At 72.3% G+C, this 17,852-nt stretch carries 12 protein-coding genes; 2 read left to right on the forward strand and 10 right to left on the reverse strand.

Annotation, left to right across the window (positions count from 1 at the left end):
- Positions 1-8: 8 nt before the first annotated feature.
- From AB0A65_RS12850 to glnII, 10 genes are all read right to left on the reverse strand, one after another.
- A complete protein-coding gene (locus tag AB0A65_RS12850; protein WP_359950682.1) occupies positions 9-2,072 on the reverse strand; it encodes a glycosyltransferase family A protein in 2,064 nt (687 codons plus the stop codon).
- Between the two features lie 157 nt (positions 2,073-2,229).
- The gene (locus AB0A65_RS12855; RefSeq protein WP_359950684.1) at positions 2,230-3,681 is read right to left on the reverse strand and encodes a glycosyltransferase; all 1,452 of its coding nucleotides are present in this window, start codon (positions 3,679-3,681) and stop codon (positions 2,230-2,232) included.
- An 80-nt stretch (positions 3,682-3,761) separates the two neighbouring features.
- Positions 3,762-5,390, reverse strand: a complete 1,629-nt coding sequence (locus AB0A65_RS12860; protein ID WP_359950686.1) for a glycosyltransferase — start codon at positions 5,388-5,390, stop codon at positions 3,762-3,764.
- Positions 5,387-7,312, reverse strand: coding sequence for a glycosyltransferase family 2 protein (locus tag AB0A65_RS12865; RefSeq protein WP_359950688.1), 1,926 nt, complete (start codon positions 7,310-7,312; stop codon positions 5,387-5,389). The genes AB0A65_RS12860 and AB0A65_RS12865 overlap by 4 nt, the downstream gene beginning before the upstream one ends.
- 255 nt (positions 7,313-7,567) lie before the next feature.
- Entirely contained in the window at positions 7,568-9,103 is a 1,536-nt protein-coding gene (locus AB0A65_RS12870) for a glycosyltransferase (RefSeq protein ID WP_359950690.1), read from the reverse strand.
- Positions 9,100-10,701 carry a glycosyltransferase gene (locus AB0A65_RS12875; protein ID WP_359950692.1) on the reverse strand — a complete coding sequence of 534 codons (1,602 nt, stop codon included), beginning with the start codon at positions 10,699-10,701 and terminating at the stop codon, positions 9,100-9,102. The genes AB0A65_RS12870 and AB0A65_RS12875 overlap by 4 nt, the downstream gene beginning before the upstream one ends.
- Positions 10,702-10,747: 46 nt before the next feature.
- On the reverse strand, positions 10,748-12,508 hold the full coding sequence (locus tag AB0A65_RS12880; protein ID WP_359950694.1) for a glycosyltransferase: 1,761 nt from the start codon (positions 12,506-12,508) through the stop codon (positions 10,748-10,750).
- A 302-nt stretch (positions 12,509-12,810) separates the two neighbouring features.
- Entirely contained in the window at positions 12,811-13,896 is a 1,086-nt protein-coding gene (locus tag AB0A65_RS12885; RefSeq protein ID WP_359950696.1) for a class I SAM-dependent methyltransferase, read from the reverse strand.
- Positions 13,897-14,044: 148 nt separating this feature from the next.
- Positions 14,045-14,788, reverse strand: coding sequence for a DUF6270 domain-containing protein (locus AB0A65_RS12890; RefSeq protein ID WP_359950698.1), 744 nt, complete (start codon positions 14,786-14,788; stop codon positions 14,045-14,047).
- A 169-nt stretch (positions 14,789-14,957) separates the two neighbouring features.
- Complete coding sequence (gene glnII / locus AB0A65_RS12895; RefSeq protein ID WP_359950700.1) at positions 14,958-15,971, reverse strand: glutamine synthetase; 1,014 nt, start codon at positions 15,969-15,971, stop codon at positions 14,958-14,960.
- Positions 15,972-16,233: 262 nt separating this feature from the next.
- Here glnII and AB0A65_RS12900 point away from each other — a divergent pair, with 262 nt between their 5' ends.
- Both AB0A65_RS12900 and AB0A65_RS12905 read left to right on the forward strand, forming a co-directional pair.
- A complete protein-coding gene (locus AB0A65_RS12900; protein ID WP_359950702.1) occupies positions 16,234-17,238 on the forward strand; it encodes a hypothetical protein in 1,005 nt (334 codons plus the stop codon).
- A 191-nt stretch (positions 17,239-17,429) separates the two neighbouring features.
- The gene (locus AB0A65_RS12905) at positions 17,430-17,798 is read left to right on the forward strand and encodes a hypothetical protein (RefSeq protein WP_359950704.1); all 369 of its coding nucleotides are present in this window, start codon (positions 17,430-17,432) and stop codon (positions 17,796-17,798) included.
- The last annotated feature ends 54 nt before the right edge of the window (positions 17,799-17,852 follow it).

Genomic DNA, 17,852 nt, shown 5'->3' on the forward strand with positions numbered 1-17,852 from the left:
TGCTCCGATCATCGGCGGGCCGCCCGCCGCAGGAGGGCCTTGAACCGGGCGAACCCGGCGGAGGACAGCGCGGCGACGGCGGTGCCGCCCGAGGCCGACAGGGCCAGGAACGTCAGGGCCGCGGCGGGACCGGTGCCCGCGGTGAACCAGGAGGCCGCCGCGGCGGCCCACAGCAGGACCAGCACGGCGCCGAACGCCCCGGCGAGGAAGCGGCGCGGGCCCTTCCCCTCGGGCTTCGGCTCCTGGGCCTTCGCGCCCCGCTTTGCGCCGTCCCGTTTCGCGAGGATCGCCTTCGGGGCCGCGGTCGGGGTGATCGTCCGCTCCCACGTCTCGGTGCGGCCGACCTCGGTGAACGCGAACTCGTCGGCGCGGCCCTCCCACAGGGACGGGTCGGTGGCGACGAGCCGCGCGGCCGCGACCTTGTCGACGGGCGCGACGAACTCGACCGGGTTCGGGCCGTGCGAGGACTCGTTGAGGAAGTCGAGGATCTCGGGGCGCAGGTGCCGCAGCTCGGCGCGCAGGCGCAGCAGCGACTCGACGTGCACGACGCCGACGCGCTTCCCTGCCGCGGCGGCCTCCTTCACGAGCGCGAGCGCCCGCTGCTGGCCGTCCTCCCAGAAGCGGCAGTCGAGCACGTACAGCTCGTCGAAGGCCCGGCCGTCGAGGCGGACGCCGCGGCTCAGGCTGGGGGCGTACAGCTCCCGCTCGACCTGGTCGGCCTCGATGAACCCGGTGGACTGGCCGCGGCGGATGCGCTCGCGCCAGTGCTGGTGCGCTGACTGGTACGCGGACCTGGACGGGTGCTGCCAGCCGTTGTCGATCTCGCGGGAGGTGAGGGTGTCGCTCGCGAGGCGCACGAGCGTGAACACCTCGCCCTGGAGCTTCTTGACGGCCCGGTTGCCGAACACGGCCTTGAACCTGAAGTGGAACTCGGTGTCGGCGCCCTTGCGGAGCGCGTCGAAGTAGCCCATGCGCTCGCGCACCGGCTCGGTCCGGAACATCACCGACGTGGACCTGGGCCCCTGCACGGGCCGTCCGGTGTGGACGGCCGTGAGGTCCTCGCGGACGCGGATGCAGTTCGCGAACGTCATGACCAGCGCCGGGTCGGCGAGCATCGGCGCGACCTGCCGCTCCAGCCACCGCGGGTGCGCCCAGTCGTCGGAGTCCAGGCCCGTGGTGAACACGCCCTTGGCTTCCAGCAGCGCCCGGTTCCGGGCCCGGTACGTGCCGGAGTTCTCGGGCAGCCGGTACAGCCTGATCCGCTCGTCGAGCGCGGCCGCGCGGGCGAGGATCCCGCCGTACTCCGGGCCCGACGCGTCGTCGACGAGCAGCAGCTCCCAGTTCTGCCAGGTCTGCGCCGTCACCGACCTGATCGCCGTGAACAGCGTCTCGTCGGGTTTGAAGCACGTCATCACGACCGAGATCCGCCGCTGCGTCTGCACCGGCGCCGCCGGCCCGGCCCCGAGCCGGTCGAACCGCACCCCGTCGCCCTCGGCCAGCTCCAGGTCGGGCATCCCGGTCAGGACCCTGAACCGCTCCATCCACACCGCGGCGTCCCCGCCCCGGTCAGGATGCACCTCGTCGGCCTCGAACGCGTGGCGCCACCTGGGCACCAGTCCGTCGAACCTCTCCAGCACCCCCGCAGCGGACCCGGTCGCCGCCAGCGCCGCCTCCGCATACCGGATCTGGAACTCCGCCCCCACCGACTTCGCGTCCAACCGCTCCGCCAGCCCGAACAGCGCATACGCGTCCCGATACTCCCGCCGCCGCGACAACGCGGCCGCATACCCGGCCAGCCGGGCGGGGTCGACGGTTGAGGTGTCGCCGGATTCGGCGAGGGCCACGAGCGCGTCGTGGTCGAGCCCGGGGGCGGCGAGTTCGCGCGCGAGGTCCACGGCCAGCGCCGAGCGGGTGCGGACCGTCGTCGAGTAGAGGGCTTCGACCGGTTGCGACCTCGCCTCGTCGAGCAGCGCCTGCCTGAGTTCCGCGGCGGGCCCGGGGTCGGCGGGGTCCGTGTTCGCGGGGGCGGACTGCTGTGCGGGCAGCGGAGTCGCAGAGGTGGTTGAGGTCATCGATGCAGTCAGTCAGCCATCAAGAGATAAGGAAAGAGGATCGTGAGGGGCGCACACTGGGCCGAGGCGATCCTAGCATGCGGCTCGGCCGCGACGGGTCGTCCAGTTCTCCAGAGGAGCAGTGCGGGGGCGGCCTCCCCGCACCCGCTCCGGCAGGTCAGAGCCGGTCCGGCACGGTGGCGCCGAGCCGGGCGGCCCGGCGGACCAGTGCGGCCGGGGAGAAGTCCTCCTCGACTCTAGCGAGTGCCCGCAACGCCTGGGCCGCATACGCTTCGGGGTCGGCCGCGAGCGCGCGCACCGTGGCGGCGACGTCCTCGGGCCCGCAGTAGAGGGCCGCGTCGCCGAACAGGGCCTCGAACCGCGGGTCCATGACACATGGGACGCCGGCGGCCATCGCCTCCAGCGGGGAGCGGCCGAACGCCTCCACGCAGTCCTCGGCGATGAAGTACACGAACACGTCGAGCCCGTGGAGGAACTCGCGCGCGGGCACCGACCCGAACGGCAGCTCGGTCCAGTTCTCCGGCAGCCCCCCGAGCATCTCCCGGGGCGTCGCGGCGCCCCCGAGGACCCGCACCTCGAACGCGGGGTCGTCCGGGTAGCAGGCGAGGAGCTTCTCCGCGGTCTCGGGCCACTTCAGGGGCGCGTCCCTGGTGTGCCGCCCGATCCGGACCGGCCCGTCGCCTCCGGGGCGGGCGTCACGGCGCCACTCGGCGGTCTCGATGATCTCGTACCAGTACTCGTCGGCGATGTCGATGCCCGCGATGCCCTCGGCGTGGTGGCGTTCGAGGGTCCGGCGCACCTCCGGCCCGATGAGGTACCAGGTGTGCTCCCCGAGCCAGCCCTGCACGGTCTCGTGGACGGCGCGCGGGTCCCACTGGGGGCGGCGCCCGCCCTCGGCGTCGTAGTACGTGAACGGCACCTGGTTCACCAGCAGCACCGTGCGCCCGGCGGTGATCCGCGGCAGGTCGTCCATGAGCCGCTCCATGACCGTGGGCAGCCGCACCACGGCCAGGTCGCACCGCACCTCGTCGTGCGCCCCGACGAGCACCACCCGCTCCCCGTCCACGAGCTCCTCGATCTTCGGGTTGAGCGGCACCGCCACGTCCCACCGGTACACCGGATGGTGCAGCAGCCCCACCCGCAGCCCGGCCCCGGTGAGCGCCCCGATGTCGGCGACGTTCGCGGAGGTGTTCCCGCCGGGCAGCCCGAAGTGGGACACGATGAGCACGTCGACCGAACGCTCAGCGCACGCCTGGAACGCCCTTTCCTCCGCCTGGAGCCACTCGTCCAGTTCCCTGAGTACCGCGAGCCGGTGCTTGGGGGGATGCGCGGTGTTGCGCGCGGAGCGGAGCAGCGCGTCGACCGCCCCGGCGGAGAACCCGTTGCGGAGGCGTGCGGTCCACTTCTCGTGGAACTGGCGCCGCTCCTCCTCTGCCGGGTCGGTGCCGGGTCCGGTCTCGGGTGCGGCCGCGTGTTCGAGCGACCGCCTGACACCGAGGTTGCGGGCACGCCGCGCCACCCGGGCGCCGAGGGCCGCGATCGCGGCGAGTTCGACCACGACGACGGCGCCGACCACTGCGGCGGCGGGGGCGAGCGGCAGTGCGAGCACGGCTCCTGCCGTGACTGCGGCGCCGACGCCGGCCCAAAGGAGGGCGGACCCGCTACGGGTCCGCCGGATCGCCTCGACGTTCATCGTGCCTCGCCCTCGGCGGCCGCGCCCACCGGCTCGGCCGGTCCGCCTGTGTCGGCGCCGGGGACCCGGACGCCCAGATTCGCCACGCGGCGCAGGAGCGCCTCGTAGGAGAAGTGCTCCCGCACCGCGGCCAGGGACCGCTCCGACTGCCGCCGGTACCGCTCCGGGTCGGCCATGAGGCCGCGCACGAGGTCCTCGACCTCGCCGGGCTCGCAGTAGAGCCCGCCGTCGCCGAACAGCGGCCTGAACCGCGGCGGCATGATGCACGGGAGCCCGGCCGCCATGGCCTCCATGGGGGAGCGCCCGAACGCCTCGACGTACTCCTCCGCGGTGAAGTAGACCGCCACGTCCAGCGAGTGCAGGAAGTCGATCGGGCCGACCGATCCGAACGGGTACTCCGTCCAGTTCTCCGGCAGCCGTCCGAGGACCCGCCGGGGCGATTCGGCCCCGCCGAGGACGTGGACCTCGAAGTCCTCGGCGTCAGGGTGGGCGGTGCGGAGGTCCTCGGCGATGGTCTGCCACTTCAGGGGGTGGTCGCGAGAGTGGCGGCCGACGCGCACCGTCCCGTCGGGCTCCCTGGGGCCCTCGCGGCGCCACAGGCCGGGGTCGAGAGACCCGTACCAGTAGTCTTCGGACAGGTCCACGCCGTCGAGTTCGCCGGCGTGGTGCCGTTCGAGGGTCTCGCGGACCGAGGGCCCGATGGCGTACCACGTGCTGTCGCCGATCCAGGACCGCAGGTTGTCGCGGACGGTCGCGATGTCCCACGAGAAGTGCCTGCCTGTGCCGTCGGGTCCGTAGGCCTCGAACGGGGTCTGGTTGATCAGCAGCACCGTGCGGGCCGGCTTGATCTCGGGGCGGTCGTCGAGGAGCTTCGCGAGCGACGGCGGGAACCGGACGATCATCAGGTCGCACGACACCTCGTCGCCGGGGCGGAGCATGACCGCGCCTTCGTCGAGCAGCTCGGCGACCTTCGGGTTGACGTCGCGGGCGACGTTCCACTCGAACACCGGGTGGTGGAGCAGCCCCACCGACAGGCCCGCCTCCAGGTACGCCCGCACTTCCTCCACATTCGACGCGGTGGTGCCGCCGAGCAGGTTGAGGTTCGAGACCAGGACGATGTCGAGATGCCCGCGGAGCGGCTCGGTGCGCCCTTCCCGCAGGCCCTGCCGCCACTCGACGATCGCGTCCAGCATCGCGATCCGGAACGGGTACGTGCCCTTCTCGTTGTCCGCGTAGCCGTACATGACCGGCAGCGCCGTCGCCGAGAATCCGCGACCGAGCCGTGCGGCCCAGCGCCGCAGCGGCCGGAGCTTGCGCGCGGGGAGCTTCCATGCCTGGGGTGCGGCCTCCGACGCCGCTGCCTCCGACGCCTCGGCGGGGGCGACCGCGGCCTCCTTGACGGCGACTTCCAGGCGCAGCAGCAGCGCGGCCAGCAACCCGAGTTCGAGCACCACGACAGCGGCGGCGACGGCGAGGGCGACAGTGCGGTCCGCGACCAGGAGTGCGACCGGCACGGCCGCGAGTCCGGCGAGCGCCGCGGCCGGTGCGGGGCCGATCCGGCGGGGGAGCCGCTTGAGCGGCCGTCCGATCCGGGTGCGGAGCCTGCGAAGGAAGATCCGCCTCATCGCCGCAGCCGCCTCGCGGCGAGCGCGGCCCCGATGGCCCCGATCGCAGCCGCGGCGGCGACACCGGTCGCGGCCGCCGTCAGCGCTGCCGCCGGACCGGCCGCCGCGACCGCGGCTCCCGCGCCGACCAGGACGGCGGCTCCGGCGCCGCACGCGGCGGCCAGGCCCCGCGCGCTCGGCAGCCGTTCGACTCGGACGCGGAGGGCCGCATGCGGTCGCGACGTCGGGCGGGTCTCCTCGTCGGAGGTCCCGGTGACGCCGTAGTCCTGCTCCAGGCAGAAGAGCAGCGCATCGTCGGAGGCGATCAGCCGGTCCGTTCCCGAGCGCTCCAGGTCGGCGAACAGCAGGCCGTGCTCGGCGGCGAACGCGAGCACCTCCGGCGCGATCTGGGCCGGGCCCTGGAGGGCGTCCCACGCCGGGTAGTGCACCAGCCCGACCGCGCCGCCGTCGCCGGCGGCCTCGGCCGCCGCGTCCAGCAGTCCGCGCCGCGACCGGTCGATGCGGCGCCAGTCGGCGGCCGTCACCAGGTCGAAGCGGTCGGGCACCACGCCTCGCTCCAGCAGTTCGCGCGGCGCGGGAAACGGCCGCTCCGGCGCTGACGCGGCCAGGAACGGCTTCGACCGGCCCTGCCGCATCTGCTTGTGCCAGTGGCGGAACGCGGACTCGTAGGCCGCGCGGGCGGGGCTGACCCATTCCGCCGCGACCTCGGCTTCGGAGAGCGACCCGGACCGGTGGCGCACCACCGTGAGGTACCGGCCGCGGAGGAACGCGGTCCGCCCGGACCCGAAGTGGCGCTGGATGCGCAGTTTGAACTCGGTGTCGGCGCTCTTGAGGACGGTGTCGTAGAACCCGGTGTGCTCGCGGACCTCCGCAGCGCGGTACATGACCGACGTGGACCGGGTCTCGGTCAGGCGCAGCTCGGGCGTGATCGCGGGTTCGAGGCCACCGGAGCAGCGGATGCCCTCGGCGACCGACATGACCAGCTCCGGGCGCTCCAGCAGAGGTGCGATCTGGTGCTCGATCCACCTCGGGTGGGCCCAGTCGTCCGAGTCGAGCCCCGTGACCATCTCCCCGCGGGCCATGCCGAGGGCCCGGTTGCGCGCCCTGTAGGTCCCGCCGTTGACCCGCTGGCGGATGAGCTGCACGCGGTCGTCGAGTCCGGCGGCTTCCAGGAGGACGTCCGCGTACTCGGGGCCCGAGGCGTCGTCGACGAGCAGCAGTTCCAGGTGCCGCCAGCTCTGCGAGAGCACCGAGCGGACCGCGGTGAGCAGTTCGGGGCCGGGACGGAAGCAGGTCATGGCGACCGAGACGAGGGGGCCGTCCTCGACGGCCCGCACGCCGTCGGGCCGCAGCCGACCCAGCGGGTCCGGGCCGGACGGAGCGAGCGCGACGCCCTCCCACCCGGCGAAGTCGAGGAGCGCGGCGAACCAGCGCGCCTCGTCGCCGGGGGCCTCGGTGCGCCGGACGGCGCATTCGGCGGCCTTCCAGTAGACCTCGGGCACCCGGTTGTAGGTCCGCCGCAGCGACTCCAGCAGCGGGCGGTCCCCGTGCAGTCCCGCCAGCCGCACGTGCGCGGTCTGATCCCGTTCCGGGACCGAGGACCCGAGGAGCCGCCTCGCGCGCCCGTACATGGACAGGGCCGCGGCCTGGTCGCCGTCGTCGAGTGGCTGCGCGGCCAGCGCGTACGCCAGGTCGCAGTACGCGCGCAGGTGCAGGCTGGAGGACTTCACGCGCCGGTCGAACGCGGTGTGGTCGAGCGCGTCCGAGGCGTCGCGGTCCTCGGGGTGGGCGAGGATCGCCAGGAGCCGCCGTCCGGTGCGCGAGCGCAGCCGCAGGGCGTTGGCGAGCACCGCGCCGCTCGTGGACGCGGCGACTCGTGGGAGTACCGAATCGAGGTACTCCGTGGAGGGTGGGAGGGGCATGCGCATCCCTTTCCTGTCGCAAGGTCCTGCATTTCCTCGGCTCCGACCGCTGCCGTCGATGATCAGTCCACTAGGGGCAGAAAGTGCAACGGCGAATAAATCGGGCGACTGGGGCAAGTCGATGCTACATCAGAGCGGCAAGGGTTCGGGATCCGTGCGGGAGGCGCACGACGGCGGGCCCGCATGCGGTCGGCGAAGGCCGACCGCACACGGGCCCGTGTGCGATTCAGTAAGGGCGGGTTCGGAATCCGGCTGTCAGGCGGTGGGCGGCACCGTGACCCCGAGCGTGCGGATCCGCCGGATCAGCGCCTGCTCGGAGAAGTGGTGCCGCACGTACTCCAGGGCGCGGTCGCGCTGGTCCCGGTACGCCTGAGGGTCGGCGACGAGCGCCGCCGCGGTCGCGGCGACGTCCTCGGGGGTGCAGTAGAGCGCCGCCGGTCCGAACGTCGGCTCGAAGACCCGGTCCATGACGACCGGTACGCCCGCGGCCATCGCCTCCAGGGGGGCCCGGCCGAACGCCTCCTTCCCCTCCGAGGAGATGAAGTAGACGAGCACGTCGATCCGGGAGAGGAACTCGCGCGAGTCCATGGAGTTGAACTCGTGCTCGACCCAGTTCTCCGGCAGTCCGCCGAGGATCCTGCGGGGGTGCTCGGCGCCGCCGAGGATGTGGATCTCGAACGGGGCCCGGTCCGGGTAGCACTGCGTCAGGGTCCGCGGGTCCTCGGGCCACTTCAGCTTGTGGTCGCGCGAGTGCCGGCCGATCCGGACGGTCCCGTCCGCGGTCCGCGGGGCGTCGAGCGTCCAGCGGTCGACGTCGATGCACTCGAACCAGGCATCCGTCGACAGCTTCAGGTCGGCGACCTCCTCGCCGTGGTGTCGGAGCAGCGTCTCGATCACGGTCGGGCCGGCGCCGTACCAGGTGTGGTCGCCGAGCCAGTCGCCCAAGTGCTCCTCGACGGTCGCGATGTCCCAGGCCGCCTCGCTCGGGCCCTCGGAGCCGTAGAACTTGTACGGGGTCTGGTTGGCGATGATCGCTACGGCGTCGGCGGTGAGCCGTGGACGGTGCTCCAGCGGCTTGAGCAGCACGGTCGGCAGCCGGACGACCGCCAGCGAGCAGTGCGCGCGGTCGTGCGCGTCGATGCGCACGACGCGGTCGCCGTCGATGAGCGGCTCGATCTTGTCGCTGATCGGTGCCGAAGCGCCCCAGCGGTACACCGGGTGGTGGAGCAGGCCGACCCGCAGGCCGGCGTCGCGGTAGGCGAGGATCTCGGCGGCGTTGGCAGAGGTGTTGCCGCCGGGCAGACCGAAGTGCGAGACGATGACGACGTCGAACTCCAGGCTCCGGCCGTCTCCGGCGGTCTCCCGCTCCTGCCGGTGCCAGGCGAGCACCTCCTGGAGGAGCGCGATCCGCTCGTCCGCAGGGAGCGCCGTGTTCTTCGCCAGCCGGTCGGCCTCGACCACCGCGGTGTCGGGGAACCCCCCGTGGAGCGCGTCGCGGACCCGGCGCGCCCGGTGCTCGAACGTGACGGCGCCCAGGCTCGGCGCCCGGTCCGCGAGCCCGCCGAGCAGTCCCGCGGCGCGCTCGCGCGCCCGCATGTCGGCCGCGCCCCGGCGCAGCCGCGTCCCGTAGAACACCGCGGCCGCCGCGAGGATGACGGCGACGGCGCCCGCGACGGCGATCGCCGCCGCGGAAGGCAGCGCCCATGCCGCGGCGGCCGAGACCGCTGCCGCGGCCGCCGCGGCGATCGCGGTGCGGCGCTGCGAGGCCGCTGGCTTGCTGGGTCGGTTCATGCGGCGGTCCTCGGAGTCGCGGGTTCGTCGGTGGTGGCGGCCGGAGCGAGCGGCGCGTCGAAGACCGCCGGGTCGGCGTGGACGCCGTAGCCCGCCAGCCTCCGCAGGAGCGCCTGCGGGGAGAACCGCTCGCGGACCGTTCTGCGCCCGGCCTCGACCCGGGACCGGTAGTAGCCGGGATCGGCGGCCAGCCGCCGCACCTCGGCTTCGACCTCGTCGGGCCGGCAATAGACGGCCCCGTCGCCGAAGAGGGGCCGGAACCGCTCGGGCAGGAGGCACGGCACTCCGGCCGCCATGGCCTCCAGCGGGGACCGGCCGAACGCCTCGACGTACGACTCGTCGGTGAAGTAGACGTACACGTCGAGACCGCGGAGGAACTCGGACGCGTGCATCGAGCCGAACGGGTGGGAGACCCAGTTCTCCGGCAGGGTGCCGATGATCCGCTGGACCGAGCCGTGCCCGCCCATGACGTGCACTTCGATGTCGTCGCGCAGCGGATACGCCGCCCGCATCTGTTCGGCCGCGTTGGGCCACTTGGTGATGTGGTCGCGGCTGTGGCGTCCGATCCGAATCGGGCGGTCCCCGAAGGCGGGGAGCTCGTCGCCCCGGTCCCACAGTCGCATGTCGATCGTGTTGTACCAGGGTTCGGCGGCGACGTCGACCTCGGCGAGCTCCTCGGCGTGGTGCCGTTCGAGGATGCCCTGCACGACCGGGCTGATGCCGTACCAGGTGTGGTCGCCGACCCAGGCGGTGAGGTTCCGGTGGACGTCGGCGATGCTCCACGAGCGGCCGTAGCCGCCCGCGACGCCGTACTCCTCGTGCGGGGTCTGGTTGATCACGAGGATGGCGCGGTCGGCGTGCAGGTCCGGCAGGTCGTCCATGAGCCGGATCATGGTATTGGGGAGCCGGACGATCATCAGCCTGCACCGGGCGGTGTCGGCCGAGGTCAGCCGGACGACCCGCTCGCCGTCGACGAGCGCGTCGAGCTTCGGGTTGATCGGGCGGATGATGTTCCAGTTCCACACCGGATGGTGCAGCAGGCCGACCCGGAGCCCGGCCTCGCGGAACGCGAGGATCTCCGCCTCGTTCGAGGAGGTGGTGCCGCCGGGCAGGTTCATGTTCGACACGATGACCACGTCGAAGTCGAGGTCGCGCGGTTCATGCCGGTCCCGGCGGTCCTGTGCGTGCCATTCGCACAGGGCGCGCAGCACCTTGAGCCGGTAGCGCGGATCCTCGCCCTTGGTCCGCGCCGTCTGGTACAGGACCGGGAGGGCCGCGTCGGACCAGCCGTTGTGCAGCCGCCCCGTCCACCGGACGTACGCCTGCTGCTTGCGGTTCGAGATCGGCCCCGAGTACTTCTGCGCCGCGGGGGCCGCGGGCGCGGGCCGGAGCGCGAGGTCCCGCGCGCGGTCGGCGGCGGTGCGCAGTCCGGAGACGGCGAGCACCAACGCGAAGACCACGGCGCCGAACAGCAGCGCGGCATAGGCGCGGCCGGGCTCCGGCGCGAACACGGCTGCGAGCGGCAGGGCGGGCAGCAGCGCGAGGAGCGCCCAGGGCCACCGCTTGCGCAGCCTCCTGGCAATTGACCGGGGATTCATCGAGGGCCGGGTCCTTCTGGTCGTGATCGAGTGGTCGACATGGGCGCTAGCGCTGGTGCAGCCGCCGCGAGAACTGGCGGCCGAGGCCGAGTGCGGCCACCGCCGCGGCGGCGACGACGCCGCCCGCGAGCACCCAGAGCGGTTCGGGACCGGTCCACAGTGCCGCCACCGCGGCCGCGCCGACGGCGGCCGGGGCGCCGAGCCCGAGGAGGAGCCGGTCGCGGCGCCGCAGCAGCGGCCGGTCCGCGACCACGGGGACTCCGCGCCGCTCTGCCTGCGGCGCCTCGGCCGGTTCGACCAGGCGGACGTCGGCACCGTCGATCTCGGGGTGCTCGAAGCGCAGCAGCTCCAGGTACTCGCGGTTCGGGGCGACGACCACCGGGGCGACGCCCGGCCGGATATCGGTGAAGCAGATGCCGTGCTCGGCGGCGCTGGCGAGGATGTAATCCGGGATGAGCGCCCGCCTGCCGTTCACGTCGAGCCATTCGGGGCAGTGCGCGAACGCGATGCGCTCCCCGGCCGCCGCCGCCTCGATCGCCTCGCCGGTCATCGCCGAGCGGGCCGTGCCCGGCAACCGCCAGTCCGCCGCGTAGACGCGGTCGTACGTGAAGGTCGCCTCCGCTCCCGGCAGCGTCAGCGAGACGCTGAGCGGGAACGGCCGGTGCACGGGCAGGGAGTCGAGGAACGCGGGGACGGCCTTGGCCCTGATCTGCCGGTGCCAGTGCATGAACGCGGAGTGGTACGCGAACCTGCCCGCGCTCATCCAGGCCCGGGAGATCTCTCCCGCAGAGAGCGTCTCGCCTTCGCGGCGCATGATCGTCATCGGCCGGGTGCCGACGCGGGTCCAGCTCCCCGGCCCGAACCTGCTCCGGATCCTGCGGATGAACTCGGAGTCCCCGTTCTTGCGGACCTCGTCGAAGAACCCGATGTGCTCGCGGATCGGCGCGGTGCGGAACATGACGAGCGTCGACCGCGCCGCGACGACGTCGACCTGCGGGTCGATCACCGGGCGGAGGTCGGTGGTCGTCGACAGCGCGCAGGACTCGACCGCTACCAGCTTGGAGTCCCTGAGCATCGGCTTGACCTGGCGTTCGAGCCGCCGCGGGTGCGCCCAGTCGTCGGAGTCGAGACCGGTGACGAACACGCCCTCGGCCGCGGCGAGGGCCCTGTTGCGCGCCTTGTAGGTGCCACCGTTCTCCGGCTGCACCAGCACGGTGACCCTGGGGTCGATCTCGCGGGCCTCGCGGAGGACGTCGTCGTACTCGGGACCGGAGGCGTCGTCGACGACGATGAGCTCCCAGCGCTTCCATGACTGCGCCTGGATGGACCGCACGGCCGTCAGCAGGGCGGGTCCGGGCTGAAAGCAGGTCATGATGACCGAGATGAGGGGGCCGCTCTTCCACCCGGGCTTCGCCGTGGTGGTCAGGCCGTCGATCGTGGCCCGCGCCGGGTCCTCGGGCAGGCGCAGGTCGTCCCAGTCGGCGAGGGACCTGAGCTCGCGCTCCAGGGCCGCGGTGCTCCCGCCGTTCGCCGGATGGGCCGCCAGGCTCGCGAGCGCCCCCCGCAGCGCCGGGGTGCAGTCCGGGTACGAGTCCAGGAGCCGCCCCGCCCCGGCCGCGTCCCCGCTGAGATGCGCGGCGATGACATGGAGGTCCTGGTGAGCGGGATCGAGCCGTCCGCCGAGACGTCGGCGGGCCAGGTCGAACAGCGCCGCGCCGCGCCGCACGTCCTCCGTGCCGCGCGGCTGGAGCACGAACGCCGCGGCGAGCGCGCAGAGCGCCTCGCAATTCAGGGCCGTTCGCGACAATCGCGGAAAATGGTCGGTGGAACGCCAGAAGACATCGGGGTCGACGGGATACGCCAGATATGCGAGAACCGAGAGCGACAGCTTGGAACGGTGGAATTGCCCCCATTCGAAGATCGATGCGACACCGTCGGTTCTGGAGGATGCCAGGACTCGTTCGACCAGCGCGCGCGACGCGGGGGGATTCGGATTGGGCATGGGGTACCGTTCGGATTCTCTGACTGGGGAGGAATGCGAACCATCCTAACATCGGGTTCTCCGATGTGAACTCTCCGAAGGCCCCGGTCGGACCGGTCCCGCGCCGCTCAGGCCCCGGGTTCCGCCTCCCGGCGGAGCACGAGCGTGCCGTGGTCGTGCGGCAGGGACTTGAACGCCCAACCCTCGAACTCCGCGGCCCAGCGCTCCCCGATCCGGTGCTCGTCGTCGCGGCGGGTGTCGTCGAGCACGACCAGCGCGTCCTCTGCGAGCCGGTCGATCAGCACCGGCAGCGCCGGATAGCGCGCCTGCGGCCCGGTCGTGCCGGGCGGCCCGTCCACCAGAAGGAGGTCGATCTCCGAAGCGGGAACGGCATCGGGGTCGTACCAGCGCCACGGCGCGCCGCCGATCTCGACCTCGGCCAGCGGGGCGTCCACGACGGTCGCCCACTCGTCGAGTCCGCGCTCCTTGAGCATGGTCCTGGTGAGCTCCGCGAAGCGCGGGTCGTGCTCCAGCGAGTGGACATGGCCGCGCCCGAGGGATCTGAGGGCGTAAGCGAGGACGACCGTCGTCGATCCCGAACCGCATTCGAGCACACGGGTCCGCCCGTGCTCCACCACCTGGAGGTAGAGGTAGCGGGCGAGGTCCGGGCCCGCCGCCCATCCGTGCAGCGGCGGAAGCGCCCGGTCCGGCTCGATGTCCCGGTAGAGCGCGGTGAGGTCTTCGATCTCGGCGTAGACCATCCGGTTCCACTCCCGGATCAGGCGCCTGGTCTTCGCGGGGAATGCGGCGACGCCGTCGCGGACCTCGTCGAGCACCGCGGCGAGCTCCCCGGTCCGGTCGGCCTCCAGCGCCATGCGGCGCACCTCGGCCGGGACCAGGTCGGTCCGTTCGCGGACCGCGTCCACGCGATCGCCCAGACGCCGCAGGTCCTGCTCCTGGGAGTGGCGCTGCCGGTCCATCCGCTCGGTGAGCGCTGTGATCCGCTCGGTGAGCCGGGCGAGGTCCGCGTCGCGCCCGCGCTGGCTCGCGTCGGCTCTGCGCGCTTGGAGCCACAGGACGGCCGCCGCGCCGCAGAGCGCGGTCGAGAACAGGGCGTATCCGGCGAGCGCGGGGCCGCCGAGGGCGTAGCCTCCGGCCGTTGCGGCCGCGGCCGCCGCGGTGCCGATCGCTGTGTTGCGGATGCGGGAGGTCATGGCCATCGCCTCACTCGTGCCCCGGGGACGGGCGGTCGGGTCGTGGGGTGTCGTCGGCCGACCTGGGCGGCGCGGGTATGCAGACGGGGGATCGGCGCCGCCGCTCACGTGTCGGCGTGCCGATCCTAACGGAGACCTAGAAGGACGGTCAGCGGGGCGCGGCGCCCGCCACCGGGTGGACCGCCGCTCGGATTCTGGTGGCGAGGTGGTCGTGGTATTCGGGGATGAAGTGGAAGGGCTCGTGGCCCCAGCGGCTGTTCGGATCGGGGACGCGGAGGTCCTCGGGCATGGAGACGACGACGGCGCGGGGGCCGAGGGCCGCGATGAGGTGGTCGTAGGCGGGGGCGAGCCACGCGTTGTGGCGCATGGACTCGTCGATGCGGCGGACGGGGGAGCCGTCGGCCTCGCGGACGGCCCAGAAGGTGCGGTGGACGATCACCGTCCGGTCGGGGGGCAGGAGGGCGGCGAAGCGGCGGCAGGCGTCGGCGAAGGGGCCGTCGGGGCGCAGCTCGGTGTCCTCGGGGACCTTGCGGTGTCCTTGGCGGCCGAGGAAGTCCTGCTTGTAGGACTTGGTGGCGGTGACGATGCCGTGGCCGGTGTGGACCATCGGGAGCCGCTCGTCGCCGAGGTCGATGACGAGCGGGTGGTCGAGCCGCGGGAGGGTCTGCGCGGCGGTCTTGCGGTGCTCGTTGAGGATGACCTGCCGGTTGAACACGTTGTCGGTGGTGATCTCGTCCGGGTCGATCGGGGAGGGCGTCGAGACGATGCTCTGGATCCGGGTGCGCGAGAAGTACTTCACGGGCCGGTTGAGCGGGGCGCGGCCGACGTCGGCGGCGTCGCGGGTCACGCAGGTGCCCAAAATGGAGTATTGCAAGGGTTCGTCCGGGGTCATGGTCGTTCGCTTCCTGCCGGTTGCTTTTCCGAGGGTTATTCGGTTATGACCGAAACGACCATAGCAGAGGGGGTTCGCCGGGGCGGGTGCGAAGCGGGGCGGGTCCCGGATGGCGGAAGGGACGCCGAAGGGGCGCCGCGGAATCCGCGGCGCCCCTTGCGAGCTGGTGCTAGACCAGGCCCTTCTTCTCCAGGGCCGCGCAGACCGTGTCGACGATCTTGCCGGTGACGAGGTAGGGGTCCATGTTGGCGTTGGGGCGGCGGTCTTCGAGGTAGCCCTTCTTGTCCTTCTCGACCTGCCAGGGGATGCGGATCGAGGCGCCGCGGTTGGAGACGCCGTAGGAGAACTGGGTGTAGTGGGCGGTCTCGTGGGCGCCGGTGAGGCGGTCGGCGATGCCGTCGCCGTAGACGGCGATGTGCTCGGCGGCCTTCTCGCCGAGGGCCTCGCACGCGGCGATGATGGGCTCGTAGTCCTCGCGCATCGCCTTGGTGGAGAAGTTGGTGTGGCAGCCCGCGCCGTTCCAGTCGCCCTTGGCGGGCTTGGGGTCGATGGTCGCGGAGACGTTCCACTCCTCGGCGGTGCGGTAGAGCAGCCAGCGGGCCAGCCACAGCGAGTCGGAGACTTCGAGGGCCGACGCGGGGCCGACCTGGAACTCCCACTGGCCGGGCATGACCTCGGCGTTGATGCCGGAGATCGGCAGGCCCGCGGCGAGGCAGTTGTCGAGGTGCTTCTCGACGATCTCGCGCCCGAAGATCTCGTCGGCGCCGACGCCGCAGTAGTAGCCGCCCTGCGGCGCGGGGAAGCCGCCCTCGGGGAAGCCGAGCGGGCGGTCGCCCACCATGAAGGTGTACTCCTGCTCGATGCCGAACCAGGACTCCTGGCCCGCGAACTTCTCGGCGACGGCGGCGGTCGCGGCGCGGGTGTTGGACGGGTGGGGGGTGAGGTCGATGTCGAGGACCTCGCACAGGACCAGGATGTGGTCGCCGCCGCGGATCGGGTCCGGGACGGTCTTCACCGGGTTCAGCACGCAGTCGGAGGTGTGGCCCTCCGCCTGGTTGGTGCTGGAGCCGTCGAAGCCCCAGATCGGCGGCTCTTCACCGGCTCCGAGGATCTTGGTCTTGGAACGCAGCTTGGCCGTCGGCTCGGTGCCGTCGATCCAGATGTACTCGGCTTTGATGGCCATCGGTGGGAGCCCTTCTTCATACGAGGTCCAGCCGTGAGGCTGTGCTGCCACGCTCCCAAAGAGCAATTTCCCGTTCGTTGATCACATGTAAACAGTCTGTTAAGCGGTGCTGCGGGTGAGCAACGTGGGGCTGTGAGTCCTGTTCACCCTATTTCGGGGAATAAATCTGATTCACCCCGTATCCACCGTTGGTCCGTTCTCGTTCTTTAGGTTGCGAGCGGCCAGACCGCTCGCGCTCAGGTTCAGGACGACGGGGGAGACGATGGGACGCATCGCCGGCGGCAGCGGGGACACCCGCCGCACCAGCATGCTCCGGTTCCTCCTCGGCGCCGCGCTCACAGCATTCGGGTCCCTGCTTCTGGGGGCCTTCGCCATGGCGACTTCCGCTTGGGCATCAGACGATTCCGCGTCATCACAGGGCCTAGCCGCGATGACCGACCCCCTCACCGCAGAGGTGTCCGACATGTCGCGCCTGGCCGCGCGACTGGTCCCGCAGAACCAGCAGGGACATCGGACGCCGGTGGTGCAGGGGGAGGTCACGGGGCTGGTGTCGGGCCTTGCCGATTCGACGGCGTCACTGGTGGACGAGACGGACGGCTCCGTGCGCACGATGCTGCCGGGCGGCCCCGGCCTGCTCGACCTGGACGACAAGTCCGTCGGAGACGGCACCGCCGAAGTAGTGGCACCGCTGGTGGGAACCCTCGTGCAGGGAACGGCGTCCATTGCGGACCGCCCCGCCCCCGTGGTGTCCGGTGTCTATGAGACTGTCGCGCCCCCGACCGATCCGGTCGGCGACCTGGCGCGACTGGTGACCGATGGCCTGCGGTTCGGCGACGCGACGACGCCCGGGAGCGTCCTCGCCGCTGCCGCAGGACAGCCGAGCTTCACCACACTTGCGGCGAATGCAGACTCCAGCGAGGTGGCGGCGGCGCTCTACGGAGCGCCCAGCGGCCGGCCGGCCGCCGCCTTCGAGTGCTCCGCGCATCAAGCGCGGGGGACGGACGGGTCCGAGGTCGAAGAGGTGCACGGTACGCCGCGCACCGCCGCCAAGCCGTGGGGATACCACGGCGCCGCGGTTCCGAACCTGAAGATCATCCCCGGTGGAGCCACTGGCTCGACCGCCGGTATCACCGTCGACAGCGGCCACAACGCTGTCTGCGTCTCCCCGTCCGCCGGTGGGGAAGAGGTGTCACTCTCCCGCACGGTGATCGGGGAATTGGGGCGGCCGCTGGACCGCGCCGCCGAGCAGTCCGTCGCCCCAGACTAGCGCCGCCGCGCGTCGACGCGCGGGAACCGAAGTCCGCCTTCGCAACTCCCAACGGAACCCGGGGACCTGATCCCCGGCGAGTCCGGCGCGCCGACGCGCGGCAGGCCGTCACCGCCGCCTCCACAGAGGCGGGGAAACCACATGAGTCGCCCGAACGATCGGGCGCACGACCCAGAAGGAAACCGCACATCATGCGCAAGGTTCTCACTGTCGCCGCCGTCGCCGCCGGCGCCGTCGCAGCCGCCGCCGCCCCCGCGATGGCCGGTGGCAACAACTCCGGCGTGACCGCCGGTCCGGTCAGCCTCGTCAACATCGACGCCTCCTCGGCGGCGCACTGGCAGATCTGCGGCCAGAACGTGCTGACCCAGTCGTTCGGTCAGGTCTGCGACAACCGCGACCACATCGGCGAGGGCCCGCAGTCCGGCGTCACCGCGGGCGACGTGTCGCTCGGCAACCTGGACATCTCGGACGCCGCCCACTGGCAGATCTGCGGCCAGAACGTCGGCGTGGCGCCCTCGCTCGACCAGCAGTGCGCGAACTACGACCACCTGAACGAGTAGGACTTCCCAAGCCGGGCCGCCCATGACGGGCGGCCCGCCTCGGGGGCAACCAAG

It is taken from the genome of Glycomyces sp. NPDC047010 (genome assembly GCF_040644205.1).
In the GTDB taxonomy this organism is placed as follows: Bacteria; Actinomycetota; Actinomycetes; order Mycobacteriales; family Micromonosporaceae; genus Glycomyces.

Bases quoted from the DNA above. Each gene is read 5' to 3' on its own strand.
- glnII (WP_359950700.1), bottom strand. From the start codon at position 15,971: ATGGCCATCAAAGCCGAGTACATCTGGATCGACGGCACCGAGCCGACG.
- AB0A65_RS12865 (WP_359950688.1), bottom strand. From the start codon at position 7,312: ATGCCCCTCCCACCCTCCACGGAGTACCTCGATTCGGTACTCCCACGA.
- AB0A65_RS12890 (WP_359950698.1), bottom strand. From the start codon at position 14,788: ATGACCCCGGACGAACCCTTGCAATACTCCATTTTGGGCACCTGCGTG.
- AB0A65_RS12875 (WP_359950692.1), bottom strand. From the start codon at position 10,701: ATGAATCCCCGGTCAATTGCCAGGAGGCTGCGCAAGCGGTGGCCCTGG.
- AB0A65_RS12885 (WP_359950696.1), bottom strand. From the start codon at position 13,896: ATGACCTCCCGCATCCGCAACACAGCGATCGGCACCGCGGCGGCCGCG.
- AB0A65_RS12850 (WP_359950682.1), bottom strand. From the start codon at position 2,072: ATGACCTCAACCACCTCTGCGACTCCGCTGCCCGCACAGCAGTCCGCC.
- AB0A65_RS12860 (WP_359950686.1), bottom strand. From the start codon at position 5,390: ATGAGGCGGATCTTCCTTCGCAGGCTCCGCACCCGGATCGGACGGCCG.
- AB0A65_RS12900 (WP_359950702.1), top strand. From the start codon at position 16,234: ATGGGACGCATCGCCGGCGGCAGCGGGGACACCCGCCGCACCAGCATG.
- AB0A65_RS12905 (WP_359950704.1), top strand. From the start codon at position 17,430: ATGCGCAAGGTTCTCACTGTCGCCGCCGTCGCCGCCGGCGCCGTCGCA.
- AB0A65_RS12870 (WP_359950690.1), bottom strand. From the start codon at position 9,103: ATGAACCGACCCAGCAAGCCAGCGGCCTCGCAGCGCCGCACCGCGATC.